This is a genomic window from Pseudomonas sp. B8(2017) (assembly GCF_002113575.1).
Lineage (GTDB): Bacteria > Pseudomonadota > Gammaproteobacteria > Pseudomonadales > Pseudomonadaceae > Aquipseudomonas > Aquipseudomonas putida_Z.
The window spans coordinates 64,766-81,393 of the sequence record NZ_NEIO01000003.1 but is presented as its reverse complement, the minus strand read 5'-3'; the positions used below and the strand labels follow the sequence as shown (position 1 = coordinate 81,393).

10 protein-coding genes are annotated in these 16,628 nt (G+C 64.4%); 6 read left to right on the top strand and 4 right to left on the bottom strand.

Features of this window, described 5'->3' with window-relative positions:
• Positions 1–10: 10 nt before the first annotated feature.
• The 3 genes from CAG22_RS06365 to CAG22_RS06355 all read left to right on the top strand — a co-directional run bounded on the left by CAG22_RS06365 (position 11) and on the right by CAG22_RS06355 (position 3,269).
• Positions 11–823 carry an alpha/beta fold hydrolase gene (locus CAG22_RS06365; RefSeq protein WP_085704972.1) on the top strand — a complete coding sequence of 271 codons (813 nt, stop codon included), beginning with the start codon at positions 11–13 and terminating at the stop codon, positions 821–823.
• Positions 817–1,374 (top strand): peptidylprolyl isomerase, encoded by a 558-nt coding sequence (locus CAG22_RS06360; RefSeq protein WP_025340172.1) that lies wholly within the window; start codon positions 817–819, stop codon positions 1,372–1,374. Before CAG22_RS06365 ends, CAG22_RS06360 begins: the two co-directional genes overlap by 7 nt.
• A gap of 62 nt (positions 1,375–1,436) precedes the next feature.
• Positions 1,437–3,269: an ABC transporter ATP-binding protein gene (locus CAG22_RS06355; protein WP_075045990.1), complete on the top strand. Its 1,833-nt coding sequence runs from the start codon at positions 1,437–1,439 to the stop codon at positions 3,267–3,269.
• A gap of 126 nt (positions 3,270–3,395) precedes the next feature.
• Here CAG22_RS06355 and CAG22_RS06350 read toward each other — a convergent pair whose 3' ends face one another.
• On the bottom strand, positions 3,396–4,523 hold the full coding sequence (locus CAG22_RS06350) for a GNAT family N-acetyltransferase (RefSeq protein ID WP_085589207.1): 1,128 nt from the start codon (positions 4,521–4,523) through the stop codon (positions 3,396–3,398).
• A gap of 263 nt (positions 4,524–4,786) precedes the next feature.
• On the opposite strand from CAG22_RS06350, the gene CAG22_RS06345 reads away from it, so the two are divergent.
• Complete coding sequence (locus tag CAG22_RS06345; protein ID WP_025340175.1) at positions 4,787–6,031, top strand: putative porin; 1,245 nt, start codon at positions 4,787–4,789, stop codon at positions 6,029–6,031.
• A 199-nt stretch (positions 6,032–6,230) separates the two neighbouring features.
• Here CAG22_RS06345 and CAG22_RS06340 read toward each other — a convergent pair whose 3' ends face one another.
• A complete protein-coding gene (locus CAG22_RS06340) occupies positions 6,231–7,352 on the bottom strand; it encodes a beta-ketoacyl-ACP synthase III (protein WP_085704970.1) in 1,122 nt (373 codons plus the stop codon).
• A 237-nt stretch (positions 7,353–7,589) separates the two neighbouring features.
• On the bottom strand, positions 7,590–11,495 hold the full coding sequence (hrpA, locus tag CAG22_RS06335; RefSeq protein WP_085704968.1) for an ATP-dependent RNA helicase HrpA: 3,906 nt from the start codon (positions 11,493–11,495) through the stop codon (positions 7,590–7,592).
• A gap of 534 nt (positions 11,496–12,029) precedes the next feature.
• Here hrpA and CAG22_RS06330 point away from each other — a divergent pair.
• Both CAG22_RS06330 and CAG22_RS06325 read left to right on the top strand, forming a co-directional pair.
• Positions 12,030–13,394 carry a glutamine synthetase family protein gene (locus CAG22_RS06330; protein ID WP_075045994.1) on the top strand — a complete coding sequence of 455 codons (1,365 nt, stop codon included), beginning with the start codon at positions 12,030–12,032 and terminating at the stop codon, positions 13,392–13,394.
• Positions 13,395–13,418: 24 nt separating this feature from the next.
• Positions 13,419–14,726 (top strand): FAD-binding oxidoreductase, encoded by a 1,308-nt coding sequence (locus CAG22_RS06325; RefSeq protein WP_085691686.1) that lies wholly within the window; start codon positions 13,419–13,421, stop codon positions 14,724–14,726.
• A 103-nt stretch (positions 14,727–14,829) separates the two neighbouring features.
• On the opposite strand, the gene fadD1 is transcribed toward CAG22_RS06325, so the two are convergent.
• Positions 14,830–16,527: a long-chain-fatty-acid--CoA ligase FadD1 gene (gene fadD1 / locus CAG22_RS06320; RefSeq protein WP_025340179.1), complete on the bottom strand. Its 1,698-nt coding sequence runs from the start codon at positions 16,525–16,527 to the stop codon at positions 14,830–14,832.
• Between the last annotated feature and the right edge of the window lie 101 nt (positions 16,528–16,628).

Genomic DNA, 16,628 nt, shown 5'->3' with positions numbered 1-16,628 from the left:
GACCGCGCCCATGGCCTATTTCGAACACGAAGGATGCGCACTGCATTACGAGGAATATGGCCAGGGCGAACCCCTGGTATTGCTGCATGGCCTGGGCTCCAGCTGCCAGGACTGGGAGCTGCAGGTACCGGTGCTCAGCCGCCACTACCGGGTAATCCTCATGGACATCCGCGGCCACGGCCGCTCCGACAAGCCACGCGACGGCTACCAGATCGCCACCTTCAGTGCCGACCTGCTGGCCCTGCTCGAACACCTGCACACCGGCCCGGTGCACTTCGTCGGCCTGTCCATGGGTGGCATGGTCGGCTTCCAGTTCGCCGTCGATCACCCGCAGTGGCTGCGCAGCCTGTGCATCGTCAACAGCGCCCCCGAGGTCAAGCGCCGCACCCGCAGTGACTGGGTGTGGTGGCTCAAGCGCTGGGGCCTGGCGCGCCTGCTCAGTGTCGAAACCGTCGGCAAGGGCCTGGCCGAGCGGCTGTTCCCCAAACCGCAGCAGGCCGAACTGCGGCACAAGATGGCCCAACGCTGGGCACGCAACGACAAGCGCGCCTACCTCAAGAGTTTCGATGCCATCGTCGACTGGGGCGTGCAGGAACGCATCGGCCAGATCCACTGTCCTACCCTGGTGATCGCCGCCGACCACGATTACACCCCGATACAACTGAAAGAACGCTACGTCGCCCTGATGCCCCACGCCAGGCTGGTGGTCATCGACGATTCCCGGCACGCTACACCCCTCGACCAACCCGAGGTCTTCAACCAGACCCTGCTGCAGTTCCTTGCAGCCGCTTCCACCTCTCAAGGATCTTTGAGCCCATGCTGAAAAAACTCCTGCTCACCGCCTGCTCGGTCGCCTTCGCCACCAGCGTCATGGCCTCCGACAAGACCCCGCACGTACTGCTGGACACCAGCTTCGGCCAGGTCGAAATCGAATTGAATGCCGAGAAGGCGCCGGTCAGTACCAAGAACTTCCTCGAGTACGTCGACAGCGGCTTCTACAACAACACCATCTTCCACCGGGTGATCCCGGGCTTCATGGTCCAGGGCGGCGGTTTCACCGAGCAGATGGTACAGAAGCAGACCCGTGACCCAATCCAGAACGAGGCCGGCAACGGCCTGCAGAATACCCGCGGCACGCTGTCGATGGCGCGCACTTCCGACCCGAACTCGGCCACCAGCCAGTTCTTCATCAACGTTGCCGACAACGACTTCCTCAACCCGGGCCGCGACCGTGGCTACGCGGTGTTCGGCAAGGTCACCAAGGGCATGGAGGTGGTCGACCAGATCGTCAACTCGCCAACTACCATCAAGAAAGGCATGCGCGATGTCCCGGCAGACCCGGTGTTCATCAAGTCCGCCAAACGCATCGACTGACCGCAGGTTTCACAGGGACGTGAAACCTTCCGGGGTCGGGTAGCACAGGAGTCTTGTCACCCATGCTGTACCGCCGTTTCGAGCAACTGATCGACATCTTCCGCGACGCGCCCAGCGAGTCGCCACCCGGCCAGGTGTGGCCGTTCTACCTGTACTACCTGCGCCAGGTGTGGCCGAGCTTTGTCGCCCTGCTGGTGGTAGGCCTGGTCGCCTCGCTGATCGAGGTGGCGATGTTCAGCTACCTCAGCCGCATCATCGACCTGGCCCAGGGTACGCCCAATGCCAGTTTCTTCAGCGAACACAGCGGCGAGCTGATCTGGATGCTGGTGGTGATCCTGCTGCTGCGGCCGGTATTCTTCGGCCTGCACGACCTGCTGGTGCACCAGACCATCAACCCCGGCATGACCAGTCTGATCCGCTGGCAGAACCATACCTATGTGCTCAAGCAGAGCCTTAACTTCTTCCAGAGCGACTTCGCCGGGCGCATCGCCCAGCGCATCATGCAGACCGGCAACTCGCTGCGCGACTCTGCGGTGCAGGCGGTGGATGCGCTATGGCACGTGCTGATCTACGCCATCACCTCGCTGGTGCTGTTCGCCGAGGCCGACTGGCGCCTGATGCTGCCGCTGCTGTTGTGGATCGCCGGCTACATCGCCGCGCTGTTCTACTTCGTCCCCCGGGTGAAGGAGCGTTCGGTGATCTCCTCCGACGCCCGCTCCAAGCTGATGGGGCGCATCGTCGACGGCTACACCAACATCGCCACCCTCAAGCTGTTCGCCCACACCGACTTCGAACAGCAGTACGCCCGCGAAGCGATCCGCGAGCAGACAGAGAAAACCCAGCTGGCCGCACGCGTGGTCACCAGCATGGATGTGGTCATCACCACCCTCAATGGCCTGCTGGTGGTCGCCACCACCGGCCTGGCGCTGTGGCTGTGGAGCCAGTCGCTGATCACCGTCGGCGCCATCGCCCTGGCCACCGGCCTGGTGATCCGCATCGTCAACATGTCGGGCTGGATCATGTGGGTGGTCAACGGCATCTTCGAGAACATCGGCATGGTCCAGGACGGCCTGCAGACCATCGCCCAGCCGGTCACCGTCACCGACCGGCCCAACGCACCGGCGCTCAAGGTAAGCCGCGGTGCGGTGCGTTTCGATGACGTGGACTTCCATTACGGCAAGGCCGCCAACGTGATCGAAGGGCTCGACCTGGACATCCGCCCGGGCGAGAAGATCGGCCTGATCGGCCCGTCCGGGGCAGGCAAGTCGACCCTGGTCAACCTGCTGCTGAGGCTGTATGACGTGCAGGGCGGGCGCATCCTCATCGACGGCCAGGACATTGCCGAAGTGAGCCAGGCCAGCCTGCGCGCGCAGATCGGCATGATCACCCAGGACACCTCGCTGCTGCACCGCTCGATCCGTGACAACCTGCTGTATGGTCGCCCCGGTGCCAGCGAGGCGGCGCTGCATGAAGCGGTGCGCCGGGCCCGCGCCGACGAGTTCATCCCGCAGTTGTCGGACGCCCAGGGGCGCACCGGTTTCGATGCCCATGTGGGCGAGCGCGGGGTCAAGCTGTCGGGTGGCCAGCGCCAGCGCATCGCGATTGCCCGGGTGCTGCTGAAAAATGCTCCGATCCTGATCATGGACGAGGCCACTTCGGCGCTGGACTCGGAGGTGGAGGCAGCGATCCAGGAAAGCCTGGAGACGCTGATGCAGGGCAAGACTGTGATCGCCATTGCCCACCGGCTTTCCACCATTGCGCGGATGGACCGGCTGGTGGTGCTGGACAAGGGGCGGATTGTCGAGAGTGGCAGCCACAGTGAACTGCTGGAACAGCAAGGCTTGTATGCCCGGTTGTGGCATCACCAGACCGGGGGGTTTGTCGGGGTCGACTGATTTCCTGTGCCGGCCTCTTCGCGGGCTTGCCCGCTCCCACAGGATCACCACAGGCCTTGAAAACTGTGCCGTACCTGTGGGAGCGGGCAAGCCCGCGAAAAGGCCGGCACAGCCAATATGAATGGATCAGTCCCGGCGATAGGGCAACATCCCTCTGGCCTCCTCGGCATACGCCCGCACCCCTTCCCGCTCCTGCGCCAGAAAATCCTCCACGGCCCGCCGCAGCCCCGGGTGCAGCAGGTAGTGCCACGACCGCGTCAGCACCGGCTCGAAGCCGCGAATCAGCTTGTGCTCCCCCTGCGCCCCGGCATCGAAACGCTGCAGCCCTTCGGCGATGGCAAAGTCCATGCCCTGGTAGAAACAGGTTTCGAAATGCAGCCGGTCGAATTCGTCCAGGCACCCCCAGTAGCGGCCAAACAGGCTGTCGCCCCCCACCAGGCTCAGGGCCATGGCCACATCACGGCCACCCTGCCGCGCCATCACCACGCGCAAGGCCTCGGGCATGCGCTCGGCCAGCAGGCTGAAGAACTCGCGTGTCAGGTAGGGCGCACGGCGGCGCACCGCGTAGGTATTGGCGTAGCAGCGGTAGACGAAATCCCACTGCGCCTCATCCAGTTCACCCCCACGGTACCAGCGGAATTCAATACCGTGCCCGGCCACCTGTTCACGCTCCTTGCGCATCTGCTTGCGCTTGCGCGAACTCAGGCTGTCGAGAAAATCCTGGAAGTCACGGTAGCCGTGGTTGCGCCAATGAAACTGGCAGCCCAGGCGCTCCATCCAGCCCGGCAGGCCGGCCAGCTGGTCGTCCAGCGCCGGCTCGGTGAAATTGATGTGCGCACCAGACAGCCCGCCCTTGCCCAGGTACTCCGGCAACGCCTGCAGCACCAGCAGGCCATCGGCTGGGTCGGCGGCGAGCAGGCGCGGGCCGCTGACCGGGCTGAACGGCACGGCACCGAGCAGCTTGGGGTAGTAGGCAATGCCGGCCCGCTCACAGGCATCGGCCCAGCCATGGTCGAACACGTACTCGCCAAACGAGTGCCATTTGCGGTACGCCGGCAGCAGCGCCCGTACCTGCCCGTCACGTTCCAGCACCAGGTGCTCGGCGGCCCAGCCGGTGTTGCGCGCGACGCTGCCGCTGTCCTCCATGGCGCTGAGAAACGCATGGCGCAGGAACGGTTGGCCGGCCGGCACCAGGGCATCCCAGGTGGCCGCCGGTAAATCACGCAGATGGGCAAGGCTGTACAGGCTGGTCACGGTTTCGGCTCGCTGTTTCAAGGTACCCAGTATCCCCAAGGAAGGCCCGCCACTCAAATCACGATAGCCGGGACAGATCCTTTTATTCTCAATTACTTAACCGCAGTGCCACTAATTCGACATTAATCTGTCATTCGCCCCCGCAATACTTGCGCCTGTTTTCCGGAACCCCAGAACCTGTCTATTCAGGCCCTTTCCGAAGACATGCCAACACAGGGGCGGGCGCTTGAGCCTCCCCCATCTTATTCAACAGGGAGAACCTTATGCGTCTTGTTTCTACACTTACCGGAGTGAGCCTCACCGGCATGATGCTGGCTCTGAGTACTCCGGCCAGTGCAGCTGTCGACGCCAAGCTGCTCGAAATGCTCCGCGCCAATGGCTCGATCAACCAGGCGCAGTACAACGAACTGCAGGCGGACCTGGCTCAAGAAACCAAGGAAAAGGCCGCTCAGAAAGCTCAGTCCGAACGGATGAGCTCCTTTGAACAGAAAGTGGCATGGGCCGCCAAGACCCAGATCAAGGGTGATGTGCGCCTGCGTTACGAAGACGTCAACGTCGACGACCCGATCGCTCGCAGCGGCAACCAGGACCGTGAACGTGTACGTGCCCGTGTCGGCTTCTACAGCGAGATCAACCCGCAGGTCGACGCCGGCGTGCGTGTGGCCACCGGCAGCAGCGCCGATGCCCGCTCGACCAACCAGAGCCTGGACAACTACTTCGAGAAGAAATCGCTGTGGGTCGACCTGGCCTACCTCGACTGGCACCCGACTGCCGTCCCGAACCTGCACCTGATCGGCGGCAAGATGCTGCAGCCATGGGTGAGCATGGGCGACATCATCTGGGACAGCGACATCAACCCGGAAGGCCTGGCCGCTACCTACAAGACCAACCTCGGCCCGGCCGAAGTGTTCGGCAGCATCGGCCACTACAACCTGAAGGACAACGTCGACGGCGACGGCGTGCAGTTCAAGCACGACGCACAGCTGTACGCGGCCCAGCTGGGTACCAAGTTCAACGCGGCTGACACCGTCAAGGTCACCGTCGGCGGCAGTATCTACGGCTACGACAACGACAAGGAATCTGCTGCCCTGCGTTCACTGGGCAACACCACCAACGAGTTCCAGCTGGTAGAAGGTTTCGGCCAGGTCGACTTCACCGGCTTCGCCATCCCGCTGTCGGCCTACGGCCAGTTCGTCAAGAACACCGAAAGCACCGATGGCAAGGACAAGGCCTGGCTGGCTGGTTTGAAGAGCAAGATCGGTGCCTGGAGCCTGGACTACAACTACCGCGACGTGCAGCGTAACGGTGTAGTCAGCCTGTTCACCGACTCTGACTTCGGTAACGGCTTCACCGGTTCCCGTGGCCACAAGTTCAAGGTGGGTTACGAAATCGACAAGAACTTCGCCCTCGGCGCGGCCTACATGATGGCCAAGACCGACTTCTCCAACCTGCCGAACAGCGATGCTGACGTAGACACCCTGCAGGTAGACCTGGAAGCCAAGTTCTAAGCGACACCCTGCACTGCTTCACCTGAAGCGGGAAATGCCGACCCCATCCGGCGTTTCCCGCTTTTTTTGCCTGGCAAAAATGCGCCGGCCCTATCGCCGGCAAGCCAGCTCCCACAGGGACCCCACAGATCTCAGGGCCTGTGGAGTACCTGTGGGAGCTGGCTTGCCGGCGATAGGGCCGGTACAGGCACCACAAGAATCAGCGCTTGCGCAGGATCACGCTACCAATCGAATACCCCGCACCAAACGAGCTCAACACGCCCAGCGAGCCCTTGGCCAGGTCGTCCTGGTACAGGTGGAAGGCAATCACCGACCCCGCCGAACTGGTGTTGGCATAACGGTCGAGAATCACCGGTGCATCTTCCTCGGCCACTTCACGCCCCAGCAGCTTCTTGACGATCAGGTGGTTCATGCTGAGGTTGGCCTGGTGCAGCCAGAAGCGTTTCACATCGCTTGGTTGCAGCCCGTTTTCCTGCAGGTGCTCACCGATCAGCTCGGCCACCTTCGGGCACACCTCGCGGAACACCTTGCGGCCTTCCTGGATGAACAGCTTGTCCGCCGCGCCCTCGCCCTCTTCCGCCGCGCGGTTGAGGAAACCGAAGTTGTTACGGATGTTGTTGGAGAACTCGGTCCACAGCTTGCTGCTGACGATGTCGAACTGGTATGCCGAGGTGGCCTTGTCGGCACGCTCGAGCAGCACCGCAGTGGCAGCATCACCAAAGATGAAGTGGCTGTCGCGGTCACGGAAGTTCAGGTGGCCGGTGCACACCTCCGGGTTGACCATCAGCACCGCGCGCGCCTGGCCCAGGGCCACGCTGTTGGCGGCGGTCTGGATGCCGAAAGTGGCCGACGAGCAGGCCACGTTCATGTCGAAGGCAAAGCCCTGGATGCCCAGCGCCTGCTGCACTTCGATGGCGATGGCCGGGTACGGGCGCTGCAGGTTGGAGCAGGCGACGATCACCCCGTCGACATCGGCCGCCGTGCGACCGGCGCGCTCCAGGGCCTGGCGGGCAGCGGCCACGGCCATTTCGCAGAGCACCGAAGGTTCGTCGTTGGAGCGCTCGGGCAGGCGCGGCTTCATGCGCTGCGGGTCGAGGATGCCGGCCTTGTCCATGACGAAGCGGCTCTTGATGCCCGAGGCCTTTTCGATGAACGCGGCATCGGACAGCGGCGCCGCCTCGACTTCACCGCGCTCGATGGCGGCGGCGTTGTCCTGGTTGAACTGCTGCGACCAGGTGTTGAAGGACGCCACCAGTTCTTCGTTGGAAATGCTCTGGGCCGGGGTGTACAGGCCGGTGCCGCTGATCACGACGTTATGCACGGTCGTTCCTCTGGTCAAAGGCCATCGCCACGGGGCGCTGGCTGGAAACATGACAGGTTAATGGCACTTTAGTACCAATTTATAGGCGAGGGCTGCGCCCTCGTTCGCGGGCACGCCCGCTCCCACAGGTACAGCACAGGCAGCAAACCTTGCACATCACCTGTGGGAGCGGGTTTACCCGCGAAGGGGCCGCCAGGCGACCCCAAATTGCATCAATATTGCCACAACTGTGGAAGTTTAGCCCTCCACCTGGCTCCATTGCTTGCTCAATCGCTTGTCGGAAATCGGCACCTTGGTCCCCAACTGCTGGGCAAACAGCGAAACGCGATATTCCTCCAGCCACCAGCGGTACACCGTCAGTTGCTCATCACGCTTGCCTTCCTGGGCATGCTTGTCGGCACGTGCCTTGTACTGCGCCCACAGGTTGGCCAGCTCACCGCTCCACACCCGGTCCTTCTGCACCTGCGAACCCAGCTTCTCCAGGCGCAGTTCCACCGCCTTGAGGTAACGCGGCAGCTCCTTGAACCAGCCCCCGGGGGTTTCGCGCACGAAGCCCGGGTACACCAGGTTGCCGAGTTGTTGCTTGATGTCGTTCAGCGCCACCGCCTGGCTCAGGTCGATCTTGCCCTTGAAGCGCTTCTGCAGCCCATGCCACAGCTTCAGCACTTCCAACGTCTGCCGTGCCAGGCGCTCGGCATGCTCGGCCCAGCTGCCGCGCTTGCGCTCGGCCAGGCCAGCCAGGGCCGCACCATCGCGTGGCAGCGGCTGTTCGCCTTCGAGGATGCAGCTGTCCAGGCTGGCCAGCAGAATGTCCTCGACCAGCGCCTCGACCCGGCCCATTTCACGGTACAGCAGGCCCAGCTCGGTCAGCCCCGGCAGCTTGCCGCGCAGGTACTTGGCCGGCTCGGCCAGCTGCTGCAGCAACAGGCGCTGCAAGGCGCGGCGGTGCTGGAACTCGGCCTCGGCCTGGGTCGAGAAGCGCCCTTCGCGTACGGTGCCGCCCTCTTCCACCAGCGCCGGGTACACGGTCATCGACAGGCCGGCGATCTTCTGCTGCGCGGTCTGCTTCACCTCGCTGAAAGCCTTGGCCTGCACCGGCTGCTCGCTCTTGGCGTCACGCGGCACGGCCAACGCTGCCTGGCTGGCTGCTGCAAAGCGCGCGGTCAGCTCGGCCAGGTCGCGGCCTTCACCCAGGAACTTGCCCTGGCCATCGACCACTTCGATGTTCATGCGCAGGTGGCCTTCGACCAGGTTGACCGACTCGTCCCATGCCTCGTCGGGCACACGGGCGCCGGTCATGCGCAGAAGTTCCTGGCCCAGGGCTTGCGGCAATGCGCCCTGGCCGAAGGTCATGCGTGCCAGCGAGGCCTTGACGAAGTCCGGCACCGGCACGAAGTTCTTGCGCAGGGCCTTGGGCAGGTTGCGCACCAGCGCCACGCACTTGGCTTCCAGCAGGCCGGGCACCAGCCACTCCAGACGCTCGCCCGGCAGGCTCGGCAACAGCGGTGCCGGCACCCGCACGGTCACGCCATCGCGGGGGTGACCGGGCTCGAAGTGGTAACTCAGCGGCAGGCGCAGTTCGCCCACCTGCAGGCTGTCGGGGTACTGCGCGGCGGTGACTTCGCTGGCCTCGCGGGCCAGCACATCTTCCTCGCGCATGATCAGCAGATTGGCGTCCTTCTGGCTGCCCATGCGGTACCAGCTGTCGAAGGTCGCGGTCTGGTGGATTTCCGCCGGCAGACGCGCTTCGTAGAAGGCGTACAGCGTCTCTTCGTCGGCAAGGATGTCACGGCGGCGGGCCTTGGCCTCCAGCTCGTCAAGCTCTTCCAGCAGGCGCTTGTTGGCCGCCAGGCACTTGGCCCGCGACTGGATTTCGCCACCCACCAGGCCTTCGCGGATGAACAGCTCGCGCGAGGTGACCGGGTCGATCGGGCCGAAATGCACCGGCCGACGGCCGACCAGGATCAGGCCGTACAGGGTGATCTGCTCGTAGGCCACCACCTGCCCGCGCTTCTTCTCCCAGTGCGGCTCGAAGTGGTTCTTCTTGACCAGGTGGCCGGCCAGCGGCTCGATCCAGTCCGGCTCGATCCTGGCCACCATGCGTGCGTACAGCTTGGTGGTTTCGACCAGTTCGGCAGCCATCACCCACTGCGGGCGCTTGCGCCCCAGGCCCGACGACGGGTGCACCCAGAAGCGCCGCTGACGGGCGCCCTGGTAGTCGCCCTCTTCGGTCTTCTGGCCGATCTGGCTGAGCAGGCCACTGAGAATGGCCTTGTGCATTTTCGGGTAGTCGGACGGTTCCTTGTTCACTGTCAGCTGCAGGTCACGGCAGATGAGCGCCAGCTGGCGATGGGCATCGCGCCATTCGCGCAGGCGCAGGTAGTTCAGGAAGTTTTTGCGGCACCAGTTGCGCAGCGGGTTGGCGGTCAGCGCCTGGCGCTGTTCCTCGAAGCCACGCCACAGGTTGACCAGCGCGGCGAAGTCGGAATCCACGTCCTTCCATTGCGCGTGCGCCTGGTCGGCGGCCTGCTGGCGCTCCGGCGGGCGTTCGCGCGGGTCTTGCACCGACAGCGCACTGGTGACGATCAGCACTTCCTGCAGGCTGCCCAGGCGGGCGCCTTCGAGCAGCATGCGGCCCAGCCGCGGGTCGATCGGCAGGCGCGCCAGCTGGCGGCCGATCGGCGTCAGCTGGTTTTCGCGGTTGACCGCCGACAGCTCCTGCAGCAGGTTGAAACCATCGCTGATGGCCTTGCCATCCGGCGGCTCGATGAACGGGAAGGCGTCGATTGCGCCCAGGCGCAGGTGCAGCATCTGCAGGATCACTGCCGCCAGGTTGGTGCGCAGGATCTCCGGGTCGGTGAACGCTGGCCGGCTGTTGAAATCCTCTTCGCTGTACAGGCGCACGCAGATGCCCGGCTCGACCCGGCCGCAGCGGCCCTTGCGCTGGTTGGCACTGGCCTGCGACACGGCCTCGATGGGCAGGCGCTGCACCTTGGCGCGGTAGCTGTAGCGGCTGATGCGCGCGGTACCGGTGTCGATCACATAGCGGATGCCCGGCACGGTCAGCGAGGTTTCCGCAACGTTGGTGGCCAGCACCACACGGCGCCCGGTGTGTGGCTGGAAGATGCGCTGCTGCTCGGCCGGCGACAGGCGCGCGTACAACGGCAGGATCTCGGTGTGGCGCAGTTGCGCCTTGCGCAAGATCTCGGCGGCATCACGGATCTCGCGCTCGCCCGGCAGGAAGATCAGCACATCGCCGGGGCCCTTGCCCTCACTTCGCTCGTGGTGCGCAAGCTCGTCCAGCGTGGCGAGGATGGCCTGGTCGACGGTGAGGTCGTCCTCGATCTGGTTGCCCTCCTCGTCCTGCTCGCTGGTCAGTGGGCGGTACCAGGTTTCCACCGGGAAGGTACGCCCGGACACCTCGATGATCGGCGCGCCGCCGAAGTGTTTTGAGAAGCGCTCCAGGTCGATGGTCGCCGAGGTGATGATCAGCTTCAGGTCCGGGCGTCGGTGCAGCAGGGTCTTCAGGTAGCCGAGCAGGAAGTCGATGTTCAGGCTGCGCTCGTGGGCCTCGTCGACGATGATCGTGTCGTAGCGCTCGAGGAAACGGTCGTGCTGGGTTTCGGCCAGCAGGATGCCGTCGGTCATCAGCTTGACCAGGGTGTTGGCGTCGCTCTGGTCTTCGAAACGCACCTGGTAGCCGACCAGCCCGCCCAGGGGCGTGCCCAGCTCTTCGGCGACCCTCGCGGCAACGCTGCGGGCGGCGATCCGGCGTGGCTGGGTGTGGGCGATCAGGCCATGGCTGCCACGGCCCAGTTCAAGGCAAATCTTCGGCAACTGGGTGGTCTTGCCCGAGCCGGTTTCGCCGGCGATCACCAGCACCTGGTGCTCGGCCAGGGCCTTCTTGATTTCGTCACGCTTGGCAGCGATGGGCAGGCTGTCGTCGTAGCGCACGGTCGGCACGCTCTGCTGGCGCGCGGTGACCTGGGCGCAGGACGCCTGGACCTTTTCCACCCACTGCGCCAGCTTCGCCTCGTCGGGGCGCTTGCGCAGTTCGTGCAATTGCCGGCGCAGGCGATGGCGGTCGGCGATCATGGCGTGGTCGAGGTTTTGCAGCAGGTTGTCGATGGCGTGGTCAGTCATGGGGCTTTTTAGTGATGCAGGTGAGCCTGCTTTTTCATGATCGGCATTCGGAAAGTTGGGCGATTGTCGCAGATTTGCCGGTTCTCTGCTGCCTGTGCCGGCCTCTTCGCGGGCTTGCCCGCTCCCACAGGGGTCACCACGTGCCTGAAGATTGTGCGGAACCTGTGGGAGCGGGCAAGCCCGCGAAGAGGCCGGCACAAGCAACCAAATGTTTAGCCATAAGCGATGTAAAGGTTGCCATTCACTGCTTTAATCAACCTTACGCCGCATGTGAGTATCAAAGGCATGACTCCCGTCCAGCCCATCGCCCCACCGTCGTCCCGCCCTTCGCAAGCGAAGGCCCGGCGCCGTGCCGGTGAGAATCCGCTGGTCCATATCATCCTCGCCTTCTGGGCCCTGTGGCACTGCCGTCACGCACGCCCACCGGATTTCTCGCTCACGCCGTTGTGACCAGACCCGGCCGTCTTCCGGCCATTTGACTCAGCCGGGCCGCCAGCATGCGCGGTGGCCCGTGCGCCCGTGAGCGAATCCATCATGCACTTTGCACCTGTAGAGCAGGCCAGCCGTTTTCTGGCCGACAACCCCGATATCGAGCTGTTCGAACTGTTCATCCTCGACGCCAACGGCGTGCCGCGCGGCAAGCTGCTGCACCGCGAGGAACTGCTGGCCGTGTACCAGACCGGCCGGCCGCTGCCCAGCACCATTCTCGGCCTGACCCTGAACGGCGACGACGTGGAAAACTCCGGCCTGGTGTGGGACGTGGGCGATATCGACTGCCGCGCCTACCCGCTTGAAGGCAGCCTGGTACGCCTGCCCTGGCGCCGGGTGCCGACTGCCGCGGTGCAGGTGAGCATGCACCCGAACGAGGGCCTGCCGGCCAGCATCGCCGACCCGCGCCATGTGCTGCTGCGTACCATCGAGGCGTTGAAGGCCGACGGCTACCATCCGGTGATGGCCTGCGAACTGGAGTTCTACCTGCTCGACCAGCAACGTGATGCCCAGGGCCGCCCGCAACCGGCGCTGGACAACGACGGCGGCCGCCCACGCACCACCCAGGTGTATGGCCTGCGCGAACTGGAGCAGATCGAGCCGTTCCTCGCCGACCTCTACGCCGCCTGCAAGGCCCAGGGCATCCCGGCCCGCACGGCGATTTCGGAATACGCCCCCGGCCAGGTGGAAATCACCCTCGAGCACGGCGACGCCCTGCAGGCGATGGACCAGGCCGTGCGCTACAAACGCTTGGTCAAAGGCATTGCCCACGCCCATGGCATGCAGGCCTGCTTCATGGCCAAGCCGTTCGCGCAACTGGCCGGTACCGGCATGCACATGCACCTGAGCCTGGCCGACAGCGCCGGCAACAACCTGTTCGCCAGTGAGGACAAGGCCGGCACCCCGCTGCTGCGCCAGGCCGTGGCCGGCATGCTGCGCCACCTGCGCGACTCGCTGTTGCTGTTCTGCCCCAACGCCAACTCGTTCCGCCGCTTCCAGGCCAACAGCTATGCCCCGCTGGCACCAACCTGGGGCGTCGACAACCGTACCGTGAGCCTGCGCATACCGGGCGGCCCGGCCAACAGCCGGCATGTGGAGCACCGCATCTGTGGCGCCGACGCCAACCCCTACCTGGCCGCTGCGGCGATCCTTGCCGCCAGCCACCGGGGCATCCGCGAACAGCTGGACCCGGGGGCACCGGTGGAAGGCAACGGCTATGCCCAGGCCACCGAACACCTGCCCACCGACTGGCTGACTGCCCTCGACGCCCTGCAGCATTCCAGCTGGGCTCGCGAAGCACTGGGCGAGGACTTCCTTGGCGTGTACCTGAAGGTCAAGCGCGCCGAGTACCGCCAGTTCATGGCCGAAGTCAGCGAGCAGGACTGGCGCTGGTACCTGCACCAGGCCTGAGCCCCCAGATAACAAGGAACCCCCATGAACGCAGCATTGAACAAGGGCCCGGCGCAGCGCGCGCCGTCCTATTACAGCGCCACCCTCAACGACCACACCGAGTACCCGCAGCTCAAGGGCACGGTACAGGTGGATGTGGCGATCATCGGCGGCGGCTTCACCGGCGTGGCCACGGCGGTGGAACTGGCCGAGCGTGGCCTGAAGGTGGCCATTGTCGAAACCAACCGCATCGGCTGGGGTGCCAGCGGGCGCAACGGCGGCCAGGTCACCGGCAGCCTGTCGGGCGACGAAGCCATGCGCACGCAGATGCGCAACCGCCTGGGTGCCGAGGTCGATGACTTCATCTGGCACTTGCGCTGGCGCGGCCACCAGGTGATCGAGCAGCGCGTGGCGCGCTACGGCATCGACTGCGACCTCAAGCGCGGCCACCTGCACGCGGCCATGAAGCCCTCGCACATGGACGAGCTGCGCGCCTTCGAAGCCGAGGCCCGGCGGCGCGGCATGGGCGAGCAGGTGCAATTGCTGGACCGCGAAGCCATGGCCGAGCACCTGCAAAGCCCGCTGTACCTGGGCGCGCTGAAGAACCTGCGCAACCTGCACCTGCACCCGCTCAACCTGTGCCTGGGCGAGGCCCGTGCCGCCCATGGCCTGGGGGCGCTGATTTTCGAAAATTCCGAAGTGCTGGACATCGTCCACGGCCCGCGCCCGGCGGTGGTCACCGCCCACGGGCGGGTCGAGGCGCGCCAGGTGATGCTGGCCGGCGATGTGTACCACAAACTGGAAAAGCGCCAGCTCAAGGGCAAGATCTTCCCGGCCATGGGTGGCATCGTCACCACCGCACCGCTGGGGGAGCTGGCCGAACAGATCAACCCGCAGGACCTGGCGGTATACGACTGCCGCTTCGTCCTCGATTACTACCGCCTGACCGCCGACAAGCGCCTGCTGTTCGGCGGCGGCGCCAACTATTCCGGCCGTGATTCACGGGATATCGAAGGCGAACTGCGCCCGTGCATCGAGCGCACCTTCCCGGCGTTGAAAGATGTGCCGATCGAGTTCCAGTGGAGTTGCGCCATGGGCATCGTGGTCAACCGCATCCCGCAGCTGGGCAAGCTGTCGGACAACGTGTGGTATTGCCAGGGTTATTCGGGGCACGGCATTGCCACCAGCCACATCATGGGCGAGATCATGGCCGAGGCGTTGACCGGGACGCTGGAGAAGTTCGACACCTTTGCCCAGTGCAAGCATGTGCGGGTGCCGATGGGGGACTTGCTGGGCAACCCGCTGCTGGCGGCGGGAATGTGGTACTACCAGATGCTGGAGAAACTGCGCTGAAGCATTCGCGGGCACGCCCGCTCCCACAGGTACAGCGCAGCCCTCTGGCTCGGCGCTATACCTGTGGGAGCGGGCGTGCCCGCGAAGAAGCCAGTGAGGTCGATCAGGCGATCTTCTTCAAACCCTGTTTCTTCAGCTCTTCATCGCGCAGCTCGCGGCGCAGGATCTTGCCCACGTTGGTGGTCGGCAGCGCGTCGCGGAACTCGATCTGGCGCGGGACCTTGTAGCCGGTGACGTTGGCACGCATGTGCTCCATCACTTGTTCCTTGGTCACGGTCATGCCCGGCTTGACCACGATGAACACCTTGATCACTTCACCGGACTTCTCGTCCGGCACACCGATGGCCGCGCACTGCAGCACGCCCGGCAGGGCCGCCAGCACATCTTCCAGCTCGTTGGGGTACACGTTGAAGCCCGACACCAGGATCATGTCCTTCTTGCGGTCGACAATGCGCATGTAGCCGTCCGGCTGGATCACGGCGATGTCACCGGTCTTCAGCCAGCCATTGCTGTCGAGGATCTCGGCAGTGGCCTCTTCGCGCTGCCAGTAGCCCTTCATCACCTGCGGGCCCTTGACGCACAACTCGCCCACCTCGCCCAACGGCAGTTCGTTGCCGTTGTCGTCGATGACCTTGCACAGGGTGGACGGCACCGGAATACCGATGGTGCCGACCTGGTTGGCCTCCGCCGGGTTCACCGCAGCCACCGGGCTGGTCTCGGTCATGCCATAGCCTTCGCAGATGGCGCAGCCGGTCACGGCCTTCCAGCGCTCGGCCACGCTCAGTTGCAGGGCCATGCCGCCGGACAGGGTGATCTTCAGCGCCGAGAAGTCCAGGGCACGGAACGCCTCGTTGTTGCACAAGGCAACGAACAGGGTGTTGAGGCCGACGAAGCCGCTGAACTTCCACTTGCCCAGCTCCTTGACCATGGCCGGCAGGTCACGCGGGTTGCTGATCAGCACGTTGTGATTGCCGATCAGCATCATTGCCATGCAATGGAAGGTAAAGGCGTAGATGTGATACAGCGGCAGCGGGGTGATGAGGATTTCGCAGCCTTCGTGCAGGTTGGAGCCCATCAGCGCCCGGCACTGCAGCATGTTGGCCACCAGGTTGCGGTGGGTCAGCATCGCGCCCTTGGCCACGCCGGTGGTACCACCGGTGTATTGCAGCACCGCCACGTCGTTGGCCTGCGGGTTGGCCTCGGTCACCGGCTGGCCCTTGCCCAGCGCCAGTGCGTCGTTGAAGCGTACGGCACGCGGCAGGTTGTAGGCCGGCACCATCTTCTTCACGTACTTGATCACGCTGTTGATCAGCAGGCGCTTGAGCGGCGGCAGCAGGTCGGCCACTTCGGTGACGATGACGTGCCTGACCTGGGTCTTGGGCACCACCTTCTCGGCCAGGTGGGCCATGTTGGCCAGGCACACCAGGGCCTTGGCGCCGGAGTCGTTGAACTGGTGTTCCATTTCCCGTGCGGTGTACAGCGGGTTGGTGTTGACCACGATCAGCCCGGCACGCATGGCACCGAATACCGCCACCGGGTATTGCAGTACGTTAGGCAGCTGCACGGCAATGCGGTCACCCGGCTTGAGGTCGGTATGCTGCTGCAACCAGGCGGCAAACGCCCCCGACAGCGCATACAGCTCGCCATAAGTGATAGTCTTGCCCAGGTTGCTAAAGGCCGGTTTGTCGGCAAAGCGTTGGCAGGATTGCTTGAGTACCGCCTGGATATTGGGGAATTCGTCAGGATTGATTTCCGCCGTAATCCCGGCTGGGTACTTATCCTTCCAAAAATGTTCGATCATGGAAGCCCACTCCTTCAGCAACAGCGAAGTTCGATTCACGCGTCGATGCGCTTATTATTGATATGAGATGACGGCTCGTTGCAAACCGGATCATCTGAAAG

Bases quoted from the DNA above. Each gene is read 5' to 3' on its own strand.
- CAG22_RS06355 (WP_075045990.1), top strand. From the start codon at position 1,437: ATGCTGTACCGCCGTTTCGAGCAACTGATCGACATCTTCCGCGACGCG.
- CAG22_RS06325 (WP_085691686.1), top strand. From the start codon at position 13,419: ATGAACGCAGCATTGAACAAGGGCCCGGCGCAGCGCGCGCCGTCCTAT.
- CAG22_RS06360 (WP_025340172.1), top strand. From the start codon at position 817: ATGCTGAAAAAACTCCTGCTCACCGCCTGCTCGGTCGCCTTCGCCACC.
- CAG22_RS06345 (WP_025340175.1), top strand. From the start codon at position 4,787: ATGCGTCTTGTTTCTACACTTACCGGAGTGAGCCTCACCGGCATGATG.
- hrpA (WP_085704968.1), bottom strand. From the start codon at position 11,495: ATGACTGACCACGCCATCGACAACCTGCTGCAAAACCTCGACCACGCC.
- CAG22_RS06330 (WP_075045994.1), top strand. From the start codon at position 12,030: ATGCACTTTGCACCTGTAGAGCAGGCCAGCCGTTTTCTGGCCGACAAC.
- fadD1 (WP_025340179.1), bottom strand. From the start codon at position 16,527: ATGATCGAACATTTTTGGAAGGATAAGTACCCAGCCGGGATTACGGCG.
- CAG22_RS06365 (WP_085704972.1), top strand. From the start codon at position 11: ATGGCCTATTTCGAACACGAAGGATGCGCACTGCATTACGAGGAATAT.